Origin of the sequence: Psychrobacter sp. NG25 (assembly GCF_015234355.1) — a bacterium.
Lineage (GTDB): Bacteria > Pseudomonadota > Gammaproteobacteria > Pseudomonadales > Moraxellaceae > Psychrobacter.
Genome location: NZ_JADGMV010000006.1, coordinates 268,186 through 284,604 on the forward strand (window position 1 = coordinate 268,186; position 16,419 = coordinate 284,604).

The 16,419-nt window shown below is 42.4% G+C and carries 15 protein-coding genes and 1 pseudogene; 6 read left to right on the plus strand and 10 right to left on the minus strand.

Features of this window, described 5'->3' with window-relative positions:
• The first annotated feature begins 25 nt into the window (after nt 1–25).
• The 6 genes and pseudogenes from IPZ60_RS11005 (at nt 26) to IPZ60_RS11030 (ending at nt 5,081) form a co-directional block, all read left to right on the plus strand.
• Nucleotides 26–547: a hypothetical protein gene (locus tag IPZ60_RS11005; RefSeq protein ID WP_194197828.1), complete on the plus strand. Its 522-nt coding sequence runs from the start codon at nt 26–28 to the stop codon at nt 545–547.
• Between the two features lie 274 nt (nt 548–821).
• A complete protein-coding gene (locus IPZ60_RS11010; protein ID WP_194197829.1) occupies nt 822–2,339 on the plus strand; it encodes a hypothetical protein in 1,518 nt (505 codons plus the stop codon).
• Between the two features lie 164 nt (nt 2,340–2,503).
• Nucleotides 2,504–2,920 carry a hypothetical protein gene (locus IPZ60_RS11015; RefSeq protein WP_194197830.1) on the plus strand — a complete coding sequence of 139 codons (417 nt, stop codon included), beginning with the start codon at nt 2,504–2,506 and terminating at the stop codon, nt 2,918–2,920.
• Between the two features lie 36 nt (nt 2,921–2,956).
• Nucleotides 2,957–3,142 (plus strand): annotated as a pseudogene (locus IPZ60_RS11020) (hypothetical protein); the annotation flags it as partial.
• Nucleotides 3,143–3,409: 267 nt separating this feature from the next.
• Nucleotides 3,410–3,952 carry a hypothetical protein gene (locus IPZ60_RS11025; protein ID WP_194197831.1) on the plus strand — a complete coding sequence of 181 codons (543 nt, stop codon included), beginning with the start codon at nt 3,410–3,412 and terminating at the stop codon, nt 3,950–3,952.
• A gap of 64 nt (nt 3,953–4,016) precedes the next feature.
• Nucleotides 4,017–5,081, plus strand: a complete 1,065-nt coding sequence (locus tag IPZ60_RS11030; RefSeq protein WP_194197832.1) for a nuclease-related domain-containing protein — start codon at nt 4,017–4,019, stop codon at nt 5,079–5,081.
• Here IPZ60_RS11030 and IPZ60_RS11035 read toward each other — a convergent pair whose 3' ends face one another.
• The 10 genes from IPZ60_RS11035 to IPZ60_RS11080 form a co-directional block, all read right to left on the minus strand.
• Entirely contained in the window at nt 5,082–6,053 is a 972-nt protein-coding gene (locus tag IPZ60_RS11035) for a DUF4424 family protein (RefSeq protein ID WP_194197833.1), read from the minus strand.
• A complete protein-coding gene (locus tag IPZ60_RS11040; protein ID WP_194197834.1) occupies nt 6,046–7,017 on the minus strand; it encodes a peptide ABC transporter ATP-binding protein in 972 nt (323 codons plus the stop codon). Before IPZ60_RS11040 ends, IPZ60_RS11035 begins: the two co-directional genes overlap by 8 nt.
• Nucleotides 7,014–8,087: an ABC transporter ATP-binding protein gene (locus IPZ60_RS11045; RefSeq protein ID WP_265087461.1), complete on the minus strand. Its 1,074-nt coding sequence runs from the start codon at nt 8,085–8,087 to the stop codon at nt 7,014–7,016. The genes IPZ60_RS11040 and IPZ60_RS11045 overlap by 4 nt, the downstream gene beginning before the upstream one ends.
• A 1-nt stretch (nt 8,088) precedes the next feature.
• Nucleotides 8,089–9,003 carry an ABC transporter permease gene (locus IPZ60_RS11050; protein ID WP_194197835.1) on the minus strand — a complete coding sequence of 305 codons (915 nt, stop codon included), beginning with the start codon at nt 9,001–9,003 and terminating at the stop codon, nt 8,089–8,091.
• A gap of 156 nt (nt 9,004–9,159) precedes the next feature.
• A complete protein-coding gene (locus IPZ60_RS11055) occupies nt 9,160–10,176 on the minus strand; it encodes an ABC transporter permease (protein WP_110923113.1) in 1,017 nt (338 codons plus the stop codon).
• 164 nt (nt 10,177–10,340) lie between these two features.
• Nucleotides 10,341–11,981, minus strand: a complete 1,641-nt coding sequence (locus IPZ60_RS11060; RefSeq protein WP_194197836.1) for an ABC transporter substrate-binding protein — start codon at nt 11,979–11,981, stop codon at nt 10,341–10,343.
• A 517-nt stretch (nt 11,982–12,498) separates the two neighbouring features.
• The gene (locus IPZ60_RS11065) at nt 12,499–14,157 is read right to left on the minus strand and encodes a GMC family oxidoreductase (RefSeq protein WP_194197837.1); all 1,659 of its coding nucleotides are present in this window, start codon (nt 14,155–14,157) and stop codon (nt 12,499–12,501) included.
• A gap of 194 nt (nt 14,158–14,351) precedes the next feature.
• A complete protein-coding gene (locus IPZ60_RS11070) occupies nt 14,352–14,678 on the minus strand; it encodes a DUF779 domain-containing protein (protein WP_194197838.1) in 327 nt (108 codons plus the stop codon).
• A 343-nt stretch (nt 14,679–15,021) separates the two neighbouring features.
• On the minus strand, nt 15,022–16,050 hold the full coding sequence (adhP, locus tag IPZ60_RS11075) for an alcohol dehydrogenase AdhP (protein ID WP_194197839.1): 1,029 nt from the start codon (nt 16,048–16,050) through the stop codon (nt 15,022–15,024).
• A gap of 96 nt (nt 16,051–16,146) precedes the next feature.
• Nucleotides 16,147–16,419, minus strand: a 273-nt coding sequence (locus IPZ60_RS11080; protein ID WP_194197124.1) for an aldehyde dehydrogenase family protein, incomplete at its 5' end; no start/stop codon positions are given.

The following is a 16,419-nucleotide window of genomic DNA, read 5'->3' on the forward strand; positions in this document are numbered from 1 at the left end:
ATTGCTAAGTGGATCAAGGAAAATTATGCAAACATTTATTCAAATCATATCTGAAAGTACAGAGTCAAATATTGAAAAATTTAATCGAGTTGAAGAGTTAACTCGTGATGAACTTGAAAATTTAGGCTCAACTAGGTTAGTGCTAACACTTCAAAAGATGCAGTGGGAGAGGAGTATTTTCGCTATAGGAATGTTTTCACTATTTGAGGCAGTAGTTCAAAAGGAACTCAAGATTGAGAAAGGTTCAGCCTTTAAGGAGTTAAAACAAAAGCTTAAAAGTCATAATAAGATAGAACTACTTGAAAGTTTTGAAGAGTTCTATTGCGCAATTAATGTATTAAAGCATGGAAAAGGTATGTCCTATACAAAACTTTTAGAGAAACGAAATAGTCTACCGTTTGAAATCACACCAGCTAATTCAATATTTAGAAATGAAGGTGATGTATCAGAGATTGAAGCTCTGGTTTACGTGGATAACAATTTTTTAGAAAAATGTTTGGCAGTCATTTGTCAATGCTATGAGGAGCTATTCAGAATTTCATCGTAATTTTTATCTTATAGGTTCGCTGGGCGTACCCTGAAAACTAACATCTATTTCATAATAAAAATCAATATTAAAATCGTGGATTAGAGAGGAATTATTTACAGCTTAATCTAGATGTAATAATCATAACAAATGTTTATAATATCGCTATGCAAACGAAAGAGAAAATCAGCATATATAAAACGGTACGACAAATTAGCTAAATGCTATGATTTGTCGTGTTATTGCACTGGGATAAAATCATGTCACTCAATCTCACATCTTCTAAGACAACAACATGCTAAATTACACTGATTCTATTAACTCGCAAAAGCCATTCCTTAAGTCTAATCAACCGACTGTTGAAACAGTAAATGTGCTCTTAGCGTTAGATGATTTCTTTTCTGACATGTCAAAAAAGGTGGGTTCTAATAAGTTAGGTGATTTGACCAAGCATCATGACTTTATATATGAAAAAGAGCTTCGTGACTGCAATCTTGATTATTCACTAAATAGTCTCAAGCGAATTGATGAGTGGTTGCTAACGGTTAAAAAAAGACTGCCTGACTTTACAGAGCATCGAATATTTTCTTCAGAGTACTCGCTGCACAATAGCTCGACTATTGAGATATTGAGCTACTATTTAGGTGAAATCATTGGACGAGCTCGTAGAGAAGCCCCAGTTTGGTACCCTGATGCAAGGGATCATTGTATAGGGGATCAGACCGCATTGACTGAAAACATGTTTGTCGAGTTTGATAGTGATATCCAAGATTTGTGTGATTTTTTCGTTCCTAAGCAAATGATTTACCAAGCATTGATAATAGCTAGTGACGATGGGGCATTACAAGACCAAACAATTTGGCAAAGTGTACTGGAGTTAGTTCCATCTACTATATTAAGTAATACAGATTTAAATCAGCCTTTGCCACCCGTACCCACTATGGAGTTGAAGTTTGATAGAGAGATTGAATTTGCTAATTTAGATCGAGCGGATTTAGCTTACTTACAGATGATGCCTCCAAAATGGATGAAAGACGACGTCTTGTATGAACAGATCAACCAATTGGCCAAGTTATATAAAACAGGCAAAGTAGTATGGGCTCATGTCGTTCAAGCAAATAAAATGCTATGGTCTTCTGATCAGGCATACTCTTGTCCTGCTGGAATAGTATACGATCCGACAGGGCGAACACCAGTTTCTTATCTAGCAGAAATTGCACATGAACTTTATACTTTTAAAAATACCATTCCTGATACAGATGATATAGAAATATTAAAGTATGCTGAGCACATAACTGACGAACATACTAGAATGCTTGGTTTTGACATCCCTAATAGCATTACGCCTTTACCACTAAAGTCTACCAGTCTGTTCGTTTGGCGATTACATTTACCCAATGGTATTTTGCAAAGCTCATTTCCTATTTTAATCAGTGATGAAACAGCTGAGGTTACTGTACTTCCTGCCAAGTTTTGGGAGCAAGCTTATTATGATGAATGGATTCAAGACAGTTATTTTGAAGAAGATATGTATTACGGCGTACGAAAACTTTATGAGAGTGACAATTCTTGGAAAAAGTATGAGAAGCACCTTCGGCCACAAGTGACTGAGCTTATTGATGATATTCCGAGCTTAGCTAATAAAGCATCTTTTAACAGTTATAAGCCTACTTCAACCGATATGGACTTCGTTACAGAATCGATTCAACAGAATTTTGCAGAAGCAAAACAAGAAAGTACAAGCTTCATGAAAATTGTCATTGGCGTAATTATATTTATAGCTGTCTTATATGGGTTTAAGTTCTTTACTTAATAGATATCAACCTAATGAATTATTTTTTGAGAAAGCCACCATGTCTCTAAAATCCAGCTTCAAAGGTTTCCTAGGCGAGACAGTTATCAATGTCGCCATGTGGCTAAAGCTTGAAAAAGATGTCGATAATCTGAAAGAAAAAATTATATAGGCTGAATACGAAGATGAATATCGTGCGTCAAAAAATAGTTATCTATAACAATAAAATTAAAGAAAGTGCTGAGTTAATATTTGAAAGCTATTCGGCTTCTTCTGAAAATGTTGGGCTAACTCTTGTATTGGCTGAATTTGGTAGGTATCAATTTCAAGGCAGTGATTTTTATAAAGCTTTATTTGGACTAAGGGCACTATTAGAGCCTAAAAACATCGTTATATGTATTAATGGATGTAGATTAGATTTTGTGTGCTCAAGTATGGGTCAGCAAATGTCACGAGGACAAGTTGGCTATATAATTGAAATGGGAAAGCAAGGTACTAACCGAGTTAGGACTTTTGATTACTGCGATGATCAAGATAAATTAACCACAGTAAATAAGCAAATGGACTATATCAGACAATGGAGTGAGTCGTTAAAAGGTTAGTTTATTGGTTATATTAAATGAATATTTGATGTGAGTGCCAATATCCGTGCTCGCGTAGCAGTCGAAGCAGCTCATGTAGATTACTGGTATAAATTCGTTGGTCTAGATGGCAAAGTCATTGGCATGACCACTTATGGCGAATCTGCTCCTGCAGATCAGTTATACAAAGAGTTTGGTATCACGACTGACGCTGTGGTTGAAGCGGTAAATAGTTTGGTGTAATAAACCTAACTTAATTAGCGTTTAAAAAAAGAGCTACCAGAGAAATCTGGTGGCTCTTTTTAGGGCTTAATCTTTGGCTTTTCTTTTGGTCTGCTTTCATCAACATGGTGATTGGTAAAATAACTGCTGCAATCAGTACTAAATTCTGTGCCTCAATATAATGATTTAGTGGTAAATTAGAATAGATTGCTCACAAAGTTATATTCTACTTCTTGTGCAGCTCTCATATAAAAATAAATTATATGACTACAGAATTGGAAAAATTAGATGGATAGTATCGAACTGGCAAAAGTTATCACATGGCTAAAACAGATTGGACTAAGTGAAGGCTTGATAGCAGCCTGCATAATCGGAATATTTGGACTATGCGGTATTCTCATTACTCAGAAATCTAAACGCAAAAGGGAGTATGAAGCCTTTTTGAGAATAAAGTTTGAGGAAGTGGCTTTTAGACTGGTTGACTTTGCAGCCATTATTCAGGAAATTCAATCCAAAAGTTTTTCAAGCAATGGCGATGAAGCTTTAGATGTGGATGAATTTTACAGAGAAGGTGGCAAGATAGAAATCTTGATAGCTTTATATTTTCCAGAGCTTGAGAAAAAATATGAGTTGTTTTTAAATGCAGGGGGAAACCTGATAAATGCACAGCAGGAATATGAAACCAATCCTAGCGATAGTACTTTAGAGGTACTTAAACAGTTTGATGAAGAGTATGATCGGGTTTATAAGAGTTTTTATAAACATATCAGATCATGCTCTTCTAATTACGCTAAGTCTGCAAAGCGTCGTAAGAGAATGAGTGCTAATTAATTAAATTTAAAGAGTTTCGTTAGTACGCCTAGCACATTCTATAACCATTCTAAAGATCGCTATTATGTCCCTAAAATCCAGCTTTAAAGGTTTCCTAGGTGAAACCGTCATCAACGTCGCCATGTGGTTAAAACTAGAAAAAAATGTCTATCACCGATTAAACGGTATTACCTTGCCAAGAGCCAACGGTGGTAGTACCCAAATCGATCATATCATCGTCTCTGTATACGGCATCTTTGTCATCGAAACCAAAAATTATAAAGGCTGGATATATGGTAGCGAGAAGCAAAAGCAGTGGACGAAAGTTTTCCCGAATGGAAGTAAATTCAAATTCCAGAACCCATTACATCAGAATTATCTGCATATCAAGACGCTCGCAGATTTATTAGGATTGGAGTTGAGCTACTTCCATTCGATGATTGCTTTCATCGGTGAGTGCGAGCTGAAAACCCGTGATGAGTTGCCCGAGCACGTATTGACAGGTGGTATGGTGTCTTATGTGAAGAAAAAGCAGGATGAAATACTGACTGAAGACGAGGTTAAGTCCATCGTTGAGCAGATTAATAGCAACAGATTTAGTAAGTCTTGGCGCACCAATCGAGAGCATAAAGCCTATCTAAAAGACAAGCATAGCCTGTCAAACAAGCAGCCTAACGGTAACGCTACTGATAAACCAGTTGATAAAGTGGCTAATAAGCCTAAACCAGAGACAATAGTAAAAGAAACCGCGAAAAGAGCCACGCTGAAAAGTAGAGAAGTACTGCAATGGTCTGGTCAGACTGAGATTGATTCTAGAGACTTATCAACTGATAGTCTGAATACGCAGCAGACTAGTACACCATATGATATGGCTAATAAAGTGTTTCTTACACCGTTTGAGGTTATAGATTCTGAGTTGCCGGACAATAATTTTAAAGCGGCTGAATGTGAGATTATCACGTCTGATAGCAGCAATCTTAAAGCTGTTGAGCAAACCAGTCATACTGCTGTGGCAGAGCAAATACCTGCCTGTCCAAGATGTCAGGGAACAATGGTTAAACGTGTTGCAAAAAAAGGCCTGAATCAAGGGCAGACCTTTTTTGGTTGTAGCAAATTTCCTAAATGTCGCGGTGTGGTGAATATCCATTAGCTATTTCATGATAAAAGCGACGTCAAAATCATGGGTTGGCACAAAATTACTTTCTTTGATTTCAAACGTTGTTGATCCAATCTTCTTAACGTTACCCTTACCTTTCCAGCAGAACGATACCAGTTCGTTAGGGTCGCGTTTTACAGCCAGCTTAAAGTTGGCAATCGGTTTGGCCCAATTGGCTCCCGTAGTCAGGATATAGCTTAAGGCATGATAGGGACGACCACCATTCTTGTTAAACCCTTTCTGAGTTGAAGCATCTACGCAAAAATTTGGAAACTCTTCCTCACCTAGATGCACCGAGCCACCCACTAACGGTTTATACGTGTGTTTGACCTTGGTAATCGTATTGGCTTTAAAGGTTTGCTCCCAACTATAAATCACTTGCGAGTCCCAAAGAATATTAGGATCTTCTCTATCATCGATAAAGTTATTGAGTGCCTTACTATTACAATCCAAAAGCCGTTGATTGACGTATTCGGTATCAACTTGATATGTCCAAGGTCCCATCATATCAGCCTCGTTAAGACCACAAGATTTGAATATTGCAGTCGTATCAATAGAGGTGTCTGCATAGGATCTATCACCATCTTTGACGACAATTGGACGCATAAAGGTACGGACATGTAAGGTGGGAGTGATAGGTTTGCCATTGGCCCAAATTTTAAAGTTATTATAAGTGGCACTGGTATCAGCGTAATCTGAGTCTGTAAAGCTAGGCACCGCTGGCATAGGAAAAAGAACCGTCTCAGTAATATCTTTATTACTGAGATTTTTAAACTCATAATTGACACGAACTTCATCTTTTGAGATATATAAATCTTCACTATGCATGCTGATGTTTTTATTTTTCAGATACTCAACACCGCCTGCACCGACATAGCCAGTAGAGTCATTTGCTTGGGCAGTAGTCATCGTTATCAGCACAGCACAAGCTAACGTACCGCTAGACACAAAATGTCTCTTATCCATATATTTCTTCCAAGCGTAAACAAGCCACCAATCGACCATCCCATTCGCGCAGTTGTGGCTCTATTTCGCTGCATTGCTGCTTGGCATAGGGGCAGCGTTTATGTAGGGCACAGCCACTTGGTGGGTTAAGCGGACTTGGTAGTTCACCTTGTAGGGTCAAATCGTTTTTATGGCCATTTACCGTTGGTGCAGCAGCCAATAACGCGATGGTATACGGATGTTTTGGCGCGTTATAAATCGCTTCTTTGGGACCGTGTTCGACCGCTTGACCTAAATACATGACCATCACATCGTCAGCGACGTGGCGTACGACCGACAAATTGTGCGAGATAAAGACATAAGCGGTACGATACTCATCCTGCAAATCCATAAATAGATTTAAGACTTGCGCCTGAATGGAGACATCGAGGGCGGAAGTCGGTTCATCAGCAACGACAATTTTAGGGTTGAGCATCATCGCGCGGGCGAGAGCAATACGTTGGCGCTGACCACCCGAAAACATATGTGGATAACGACCAGCATGTTCGGGACGTAGACCAACATTTCTCATCATCTCGTTGATTTTGTCACGCTTTTCTTCTTTGGACAGTTTGGTATGGATATCCAATGGTTCAGTCAACTGATACCCGATAGTATGGCGCGGATTTAAGCTGCCATAAGGGTTTTGGAAAACCATTTGAATTTCGGTACGCAGATCTTTGAGCGCTTTTCTACTATAGCCAGTGGTGCCTTCATCATTGATAAATAGCTCACCATGTGTAGGCGCTTCGATCAGCGTCAGCTGGCGGGCAAGGGTTGATTTACCGCAGCCTGACTCACCAACGACGGCCAATGTCTTGCCAGCTTCAAGCTCGAATGAGATACCATTGAGCGCTTTCACGTACGCTTTTGCTTTGCCCAGACCTTGTGATACTGGGTAGTGCTTGTGTAGGTTGTCTGCTTTTAAGACCACTTTATTACTCATACTTGTGACTCCAAGGTAGCAGCGTGAGAGGTAAAGTTGCGAGAAGAAGGATCAGAATGAATACAGCGTACCTTGCCAGTAGGCGTATCTAAAATAGGTGGTGGTACTTCACAAGCGGGTTCTTTATATGGGCAACGCGGAGACAATAAGCAACCACTTGGACGATCGTATTGACTCGGCACGACACCGGGCAAGCTGTTTAGACGGTCTTGACCGATAGCGAGCTCTGGGATGGCTTGCAGTAATGCTTCAGTATAAGGGTGAGCAGGATTTTGGAAAATCTCCGGCACAGTACTGGTTTCCACCACTTGTCCGGCATACATGACCGCGACATCACGTGAGTTCTGTGCGACCAGTCCCAAATCATGGGTGATCAATACCATCGCCATTTGTTTTTCACGTTGCAATCGGCTCAGTAAATCCATAATTTGTGCTTGTACCGTGACATCAAGCGCCGTAGTTGGTTCGTCGGCGATAAGTAGTTTGGGCTCACAAGCAATCGCCATCGCAATCATAACCCGTTGGCTCATACCACCTGATAGCTGATGCGGATATACCTTGAGACGATTCTTTGCATCGGGCATCTCAACCAACTCTAGCAGCTCTAATATGCGCGTCTGTACTGCGTCGCCTCGCAAACCAAGATGCTTGCGTAGTACTTCGCCCAATTGCATTTCAACGGTAAAGCTTGGGTTTAGGCAAGACATCGCATTTTGAAAAATCATAGAGATGTCTTTACCAATGATGCCGCGCTTCTCTTTGGCTGGCATGCTAAGCATATCTTTGTTGTCAAACACCACTCGCTGAGCACGCACTGTCGCAGAGGGTGGTAACAGTCCCATTAGCGCCATCATAGTAACGGACTTGCCTGAGCCAGATTCACCAACGACGGCGATGACCTCACCTTGTGTAATCTTTAACGACACATCATCGACTGCACGAAAGGCGCGTATCCCTTGACCGAAAGTAACCGAAAGATTTTCGATATCTAATAACAATGGTGATTCTTTTTTTGATGCGCCATTCATAGAGGTATGGTTGATAGGCGTTTTAATTAATGGATCAGTCATGTTAGGTCACCTGCTTTAATTTGGGATCTAGTGCATCGCGTAAGCCATCACCAGTCAAGTTAATCGACAGGGCAGCCAAGAAAATAGCGACACCCGGCCAAATAGCGAGCCAAACATTACTTTGAATGTACTGACGTGCTGTACCTAGCATGGCGCCCCATTCGGCATCTGGTGGCTGTACGCCAAAGCCTAAGAAACCAATCGCGCCTGCTTCCAAAATAGCAGAAGAGAAAATCATCGTCGCCTGTACGATAAGCGGTGCCATACAGTTGGGTAAAATGGTGATAAACAATAAGCGCAGCACGCCAGCACCCATTACTTGTGAAGCGATAAAGTACTCACGTTGTAGCTCTACCATTGCAGTGGCACGAGTCAGACGAATAAAGGGCGGCGTACAGACCAAAGCGATAGTAATAATCGTATTGGTCATAGAAGGCCCTAAGATAGCGGCAATGATGATCGCCAATAGCAAGCTCGGATAGGACATCAAGATGTCATTGACCAGCATGACGGCCTTGCCCCAGACTTTTGGCCAAAATGCAGCACTCAATCCTAAGGAGATACCAACCAACATCGCAAGAGTCGTGGCGCTCAGACCGATAAACAGTGAATAACGCGCACCATACATCACCCGAGACAGCGTATCTCGTCCAGCATCATCCGTACCGAGCCAAAACATGGTATTGCCGCCATCTAGAAAGGCAGGTGGCAATTGCTCTTGACCGGTGAATAATTCATAAGGGTCATGGGGAGCAATGGTAGGCGCAAGTATGGCAATAAGGACCATCAAAGCCAGTACAATAAAACCAAGTACCGCGCCTTTATTGCGACAAAACGTCGATAAAAATAGCTGCCAAGACGAGGGCGGCGTGAGTGCCGCAAGCTTAAGATCAGAGGGAACAGCAGAAGGCTTCATGAGCATTTCCTATAGTGGCTAACGCGTTACAAGTGTGTAGAGTTCCATTTCTAGCAACCATTCCTAGCAATCATTCAGGAATGTGCTGAAAACGACTCAAAACCAGGCAATCGCTATTTTTCACTACTTATAATATGAGTATTTATCAATGTTAGATTAAGAAGTATGTCGAATACGTGGGTTGATAAGACCATACAAAATATCAATAAATAAACTAACCAAAATCAGGGCGGTAGCGACCAATAAAATACCGTTCTGTACGATAGGATAATCACGAGTGAAAAATCCATCGAGTAGCCAATTCCCAACGCCTGGCCAACTAAAGATGGTCTCGGTAATAATGGCACCTGCGAGTAATGTCGCCATCTGTAGACCAACGACAGTGACTACCGTAATTAAGGCATTGCGCATCACGTGTACCATGATTACGCGGCTTGGTGATAAGCCTTTAGCTCTAGCCGTACGTACGTAGTCTTCATCCAGTACTTCTAGCATCGCCGAGCGCGTCATCCGTGCAATCATCGCAAGCGGAATAGTCGATAAAGCAATAGAGGGCAAGATAAAGTGTTTGACCACGTTCCAGAATGCGCCAGGTTCTCCCGATGTGAGAGAGCCGAGTAGCCATGAGCCATATAAGGGCTGTACATCTAAGAACTGCGCGACAGAGATCACCCCAGCGACAGGTAACAAGCCTAAATAGTGAGCGAATATCCCTGTGAGGATTGGCCCTAATAAATAGATAGGCATAGAGTACCCTGCCAGCGCACCTGACATGAGGGTGTAATCAATCCAAGTACCACGTCGCAGCGCGGCAAAGATGCCCAAGCTCACGCCAATGACACTAGCAATAACAATGGCGCATAGAGCCAGCTCTAAGGTTGGGACGAAATGGGCAAAGAAATCTTGTAATACTGGGGTTCGAGTACGAAAGGACTCACCAAAATCACCCGTCAAGATGCCAGTCAGATAATCCCAATATTGGGCTACAAGAGGTTTGTCTAATCCCAGTCGCTCTAGGGCACGAGCATGTAGCTCTGGATCGACCATACGTTCGCCCATCATAATCTCAACCGCATCTCCAGGGACGAGACGAATCAGAGTGAAGGTCGATAGCGTTAAGCCAAGATAGACAGGAATGAGAATAGCGATTCGACGCAGAATATAAAGTAGCATGGGCTGCTCAATAGTTGTGATTCAATGATAAGAGGGCTTTCGATGATATGAGGGTTCGCGACAACGCGTTTAATGCAGATGAATACGGCTGGTGCAGGAAACCTGATCCAGCCGAATATAAATTAAACCATTATGTATGTCGTATCGAACGTAATCAGTCAGGGTTATTCGACCTTGACGCCATCGAAACGTATTGAGCCAAGCGGACTGATTTTATAATCGACCACATTTGGTGCGGTGAATACCGTTACCACCGAATGCGCCATCGTTGTCCAAGGCAGTTGCTCTTTGAATATCTGCTGCGCTTGTACATATTCATTCACACGCTCATCTTGATCATTGATCTGACGGGCATTGGTGACTAAATTATCGAAGTCTTTGTTACACCAGCGCGAGTAGTTATTACCGCCGACAGCGTCACAAGACAATAATGAGCCAAGCCAGTTGTCCGGATCACCATTATCACCTGTCCAACCCGCTAGAATGACATCAGGCTCACCTTTAGCCGCGCGTTTTAGGTACTCACCCCATTCATAAGTCACAAGCTTGGTATTAATGCCAATCTTGGCCCAATCTGCTTGTAGCATTTCAGCCATCAGTTTGGCGTTAGGGTTATACGGGCGTTGAACTGGCATATACCATAAGTCGATAGAAAGGTTGTCTGCGCCCGCTTCTTTGATAAGGGCTTTTGCTTTCTCAACGTCATAAGGCGCGTCTTTGAGAGACTTGTCGTAACCCCACTGCGTTGGCGGCATCGGATTGGTGGCTTTTAAGCCTTCGCTTTGATAGACCGCATTGATGATAGCGTCTTTATTGATAGCCATGTCTAATGCTTGACGAACTCTCAGATCACTCAATTTAGGTTTTTCGACGTTATAGCCGACATAACCGACGTTAAAGCCAGGTTGGTCAAGTACCGTAGCCTTACCAGAGTTTTTAACCGCTTCAATCTCAGCAGGTTTTGGATAGGCAGAGACATGACACTCGCCTGCTTGGACCTTTTGGGCACGAACGGCTGAATCTTTTGTGATGACAAAGACGAGGTTGTCGATATAGATATCGTCTTTGTTCCAATAGTCTGGGTTTTTGGTATAGCGAATTTGTGCGTCTTTTTGATAAGAAGTAAAGACGAAAGGTCCGGTACCCACTGGCTTGGTATTGATATCAGCCGCATTGCCATCAGTCATTAGTTTGTTGGCGTATTCAGCAGAGTTGATATAAGCAAAAGGCATCGCTAAATTCTGTAAAAACGGCGCGTTGGTTTCGCTTAGCGTGACTTTTACCGTATAGTCATCCACCTTTTCGATATTTGAGATGATATCTGGTAATCCCATACCAACCGAATACGGGAATTCAGCAGGGTAGGCTTTATTAAATTCAAACTCTGGGTTGGTGATACGCTCTAGTGTAAAGACAATGTCGTCTGCATTAAAATCACGAGTCGGGGTAAAGTAGTCAGTTGTACCAAATTTGACCCCTTTGCGTAGATTGAAAGTATAGGTTTTGCCATCTTCACTGACATCCCAGCTCTCAGCCAATCCAGGCTGAATTTCAGTCTCCGCTCTTTTAAACTCTACCAAGCCATTGTAAATAGGAAATGCACTCGCATCGAAATCAGTGCCCGACGTATACTGTGCTGGATCAAAACCAGCAGGACTGCCTTCTGAACAATAAAGCAAGGTCTTAGCTGCTTTAGCGTCTGAGCTGGCAGCAGAATCGTCGGTGGTTTTATTGTCGCCGCCACAGGCACTAATACCTAAGATAAGTGTCGTCAACATGGTAAGTTTAAAGAGGGATTTTTGCATTATTACATCCTATGTAGTGATAGGTAGCTACTCGTATATCTACATGTTCGTACTCGATCATGAATATAATGAGCAAGCATTTAATAACCTTGAAAACGTCTATTTATATGATTTCCATATATACAAAAAGAAACATATTATGGGTTGTTATAACTTTAATTTATATCGTTAGAAACTAAAAATATAAGTAAGTCGTTCGAATATACTCTTTTAATCTGCAGTAACGCAAGTGATAAATAAACTGATTTTGATAAAAAATAGACAAATATGCTGCTTACAGCACGAATTTAGTGGAATATGCGAAATTTTATTATTTTTTGTCTATACATTTAAAGTGGGATATTAAGTGGTATGAAATCACTCAGGTATGGTTCTATGACTAAATACAGACGAAAAGAAATAATATAGTTACGTGTATTTGGCGTAACCACTTATCAACTGTTCTTAGAATGGTTGTGCATACAACGATTTTTTATAGCACAATTTTTTATGTGATAGTGTTTTATGTGCCAGTGTTTTACGTACCAGTATTTTGTGTGCTAGTGCTTTCGGCATGGTTATGCGTTGCCTTGATAATATCTGCCAGTTTTTCAGCAATCATAATCGTTGGTGCATTGGTATTGGCGCTAATCAACGTTGGCATGATTGACGCGTCAATGACTCGCAGTCCGCTTACGCCGCGCACCTTTAATTCTAAATCGACGACTGAGCGTTCGTCTGAGCCCATACGGCAAGTGCCTACCGGATGATAAATGGTATCTGACTTGTTGCGAATATAGCCAAGCATGCCATCTTTTTCGATATAGGGGGCAGGGTAGTCTTCAGTAATGTATTTAGCGAGTGCTGATTCTTGCATGATGGCTCTAGTACGCTCAGCACCAGCCACCATGCACTCTATATCTTTTGGATGAGACAGGTAGTTTGGATCAATCAATACAGCATCAGAGGGGTTGGCAGAATCAAGCCTGACCGTGCCGCGACTCTCAGGACGCAGGTAGCAACTATGGCAAGAGATGGCAAAGCCACGTCTGAGATCGCGACCGTGTTCAATCACGCGAGATATCACAAAATGCAATTGTGTGTTTGGCCACTCTCTTGGGGCATCACCGACACTGAAGAACGCACCTGCTTCGGCATAGTTGGTAGACAGTAATCCTGTACCGTCCTTTCTCCATTGTCGAATACTTTTGGTTAGGCTAGAAATCGTTGCCATACCGATACCGATGACATCCGTGGTATTAACTTCATAATCAAAGACCACGTCTAGGTGATCTTGTAGGTTACCACCCACGTCGGGTGCGTCTACCACAACATCGATACCATGTGATTGCAAATGCTCGGCTGGGCCAATACCTGATAACATTAACACTTTAGGCGAGCCAAAAGCGCCACCTGATAGGATGACTTCACGATTTGCCATGACGGTATGTTTGACGCCATCCTTTTCATAAACCACACCAGTCGCTTGTTTGTCTTCAATGATGACGTGGTTGGCTTGTGCATGGGTAATAACGGTCAGATTTGAGCGGCTTTGAACAGGATGTAGATAGGCTGCAGCGGCAGAGCAACGTTGACCTTGCTTTTCGCCATGAAAATGGGTGACTTGATACAACCCTGTACCATCTTGCTTTTCGCCATTAAAGTCCGTGTTATGGTCAAGACCATTGGCAATCGCGGCTTCTACAAAGGCTTTTGAGATATCGCGTGGGCTGAGCAAATCGCTAACGTGCAGCGGTCCGCTATCACCATGTAGTGCATCGCTACCGTGGACGTTGTTTTCTGCTTTGATAAAGTAAGGTAGGACATCATCGAACCCCCAACCATCACAGCCTTGCTCCACCCAGCGCTCATAATCTAGCGCACTGCCGCGGGTATAAATCATGGCGTTGATAGCGGATGATCCACCTAAGCATTGCCCACGTGGTTGGAAGCCGCGTCGATTATTAAGATGAGTTTGAGGGGTAGTGTGAAAGCACCAGTTATTTAACTTTAATGGCTTACCTGGTACCATCAGAATCAGACCAGCAGGCACACGAATGGCAAGGTCTTTGCCTTCGCCGCCAAACTCTAATAAGCAGACACTGATTTCTGGATTTTCGGTGAGACGGCTGGCAAGTACACAGCCTGCAGAGCCACCGCCCACGATGACGTAGTCAAACGTTTTATCAAGTTCCATTTTATCTTCCTTATAGCATCCATGCTAATCAAAACGAGCTTTTCAAAGTAAGCTACTCTTTACAATATCTACTATTTTGCCAGAATAATAAAATAAAAATGACTAGAGCGTGTAGATAGAGAAAATCAACTATCACTAGGAGCCTATTGATAGATGTCTTGACGATGCCTAGAGCGTGTTATCAATTAGCACATTTATATTGAGCAAACTTTTGAACGTACGATAAAGCGCTTACCTTCTGGTATTTCTAACGAAAAACTGGCGCCGCGCCCGTCCACCACGTCAATGGTCAAATCCGTATTTTGCCATAATTTGTGTTGCGCTTTGCCCATATAAAATGGACAACCAGCAATCTCACCGACCAATACATCTTGGCCACCTACCTTAAACTCACCCAGCGGGTAACACATAGGCGAGCTACCATCGCAGCAGCCACCAGACTGATGAAACATCAGTTCACCGTGCTTGGATTTAAGTAGCTCAATCAAGTCTATGCAGGATTCTGTCGCTGTAACGTTCATAATGATTTCCTTATCATTAAAATATGATTGTAGAAGACGTCTCATTAAGTATGAGTGTCTCATGAACCATAAGGGTCTTATTACTCATAAATCTCATACCCATATTGGATGAGAATATAAAAAGCCGTATCATTTTCACTCACATCATTTATAGCATGTGAATGAAGACGATACGACTGATGGTTTGTGATTAAATGTGTGACGCATTAAGACAATATCAAAATCTCACAAGCAATATAGTCAACCCTCTATAAAAGAGTTACAGCGTTAATCTCACTTGAGGTATCACATATACATCTGCGCTCGGTTGCCTTATATCTCTTTTAAACTGAATCAACTATAACTACATACTATAGTCAATCACAATGCGACCTTCGATTTTGCCGTTACGCATACGCTCAAAGATATCGTTGATGTTTTCAAGTGGCTCCGCAGTAACGGTGGCTTTTACCTTGCCTGCTGCTGCCATGTCCAGCGACTCTTGTAAGTCGAGACGCGTACCAACGATGGAGCCACGAATGGTAATACCGTTGAGCACCGTATCAAAGATAGAAACAGGAAAATCACCGGTTGGTAAGCCGTTAAAGACTACCGTGCCACCACGTCGAACCATGCTTAACGCTTGATCGAACGCGATAGCAGATACGGCTGTTACTAGCACACCATGGGCACCGCCAATTTCTTCTTTTAGATACTCGCCAGGATCGGTATTTTTTGCATTAACGGTAATGGTCGCGCCCAGTTTTTTGGCAAATGCGAGCTTTTCGTCATCGATATCGACTGCCGCAACGTTGAGTCCCATCGCAATGGCGTACTGTACCGCCATATGGCCGAGACCACCGATGCCAGAAATAACGACCCAATCTCCAGGCTTGGTGTCGGTCATTTTTAGACCTTTGTACACGGTGACGCCTGCGCATAAAACGGGTGCAATTTCAATCGAGTCAACACTTTCAGGGATGATACCGACGTAGTTGGCATTGGCCAGTACGTATTCTGAAAAGCTACCATTGACTGAATAGCCTGCGTTTTGTTGACGCTCGCACAAGGTTTCCCAGCCGCCTAAACAATGGGTACAGTGTCCACAAGCAGAGTAGAGCCAAGGCACACCAACGCGGTCACCTTCCTTCACATGGGTCACACCTTCACCAACGGCAGTAATCAGGCCAACGCCTTCATGTCCAGGGATAAATGGCGGACTTGGTTTGACTGGCCAATCACCTTCGATAGCATGCAAGTCGGTATGACAGACACCGGAGGCTTGCATTTTAACCACAATCTCACCAGCACCTGGCGTTGGAATATCAACTTCTTCGATCTGTAATGGTTGATTAAACTCATGTAATACGGCCGCTTTCATCTTATTGCTCATATAGTTCTTCCTTGTTAGATTTTCTGCATAAAAATAATCTGTGAATATACCTAACACACGTTGCAACCTCGATTGCAACGTGCTTCGAACGTTGGCTTAAAAGAACCCCATTTTTTTAGGATCGTAAGACACCAGCATATTTTTGGTTTGCTGATAATGATCCAGCATCATCAGATGGTTCTCACGGCCGATACCAGACTGTTTATAACCACCGAATGCAGAATGCGACGGATAAATGTGATAACAGTTCGTCCATACGCGACCCGCCTGAATACCACGTCCGAAGCGATACGCCTTATGTACACTGCGCGTCCAAATACCAGCGCCTAAACCATATAGTGTATCGTTGGCAATTCTCATTGCATCTTC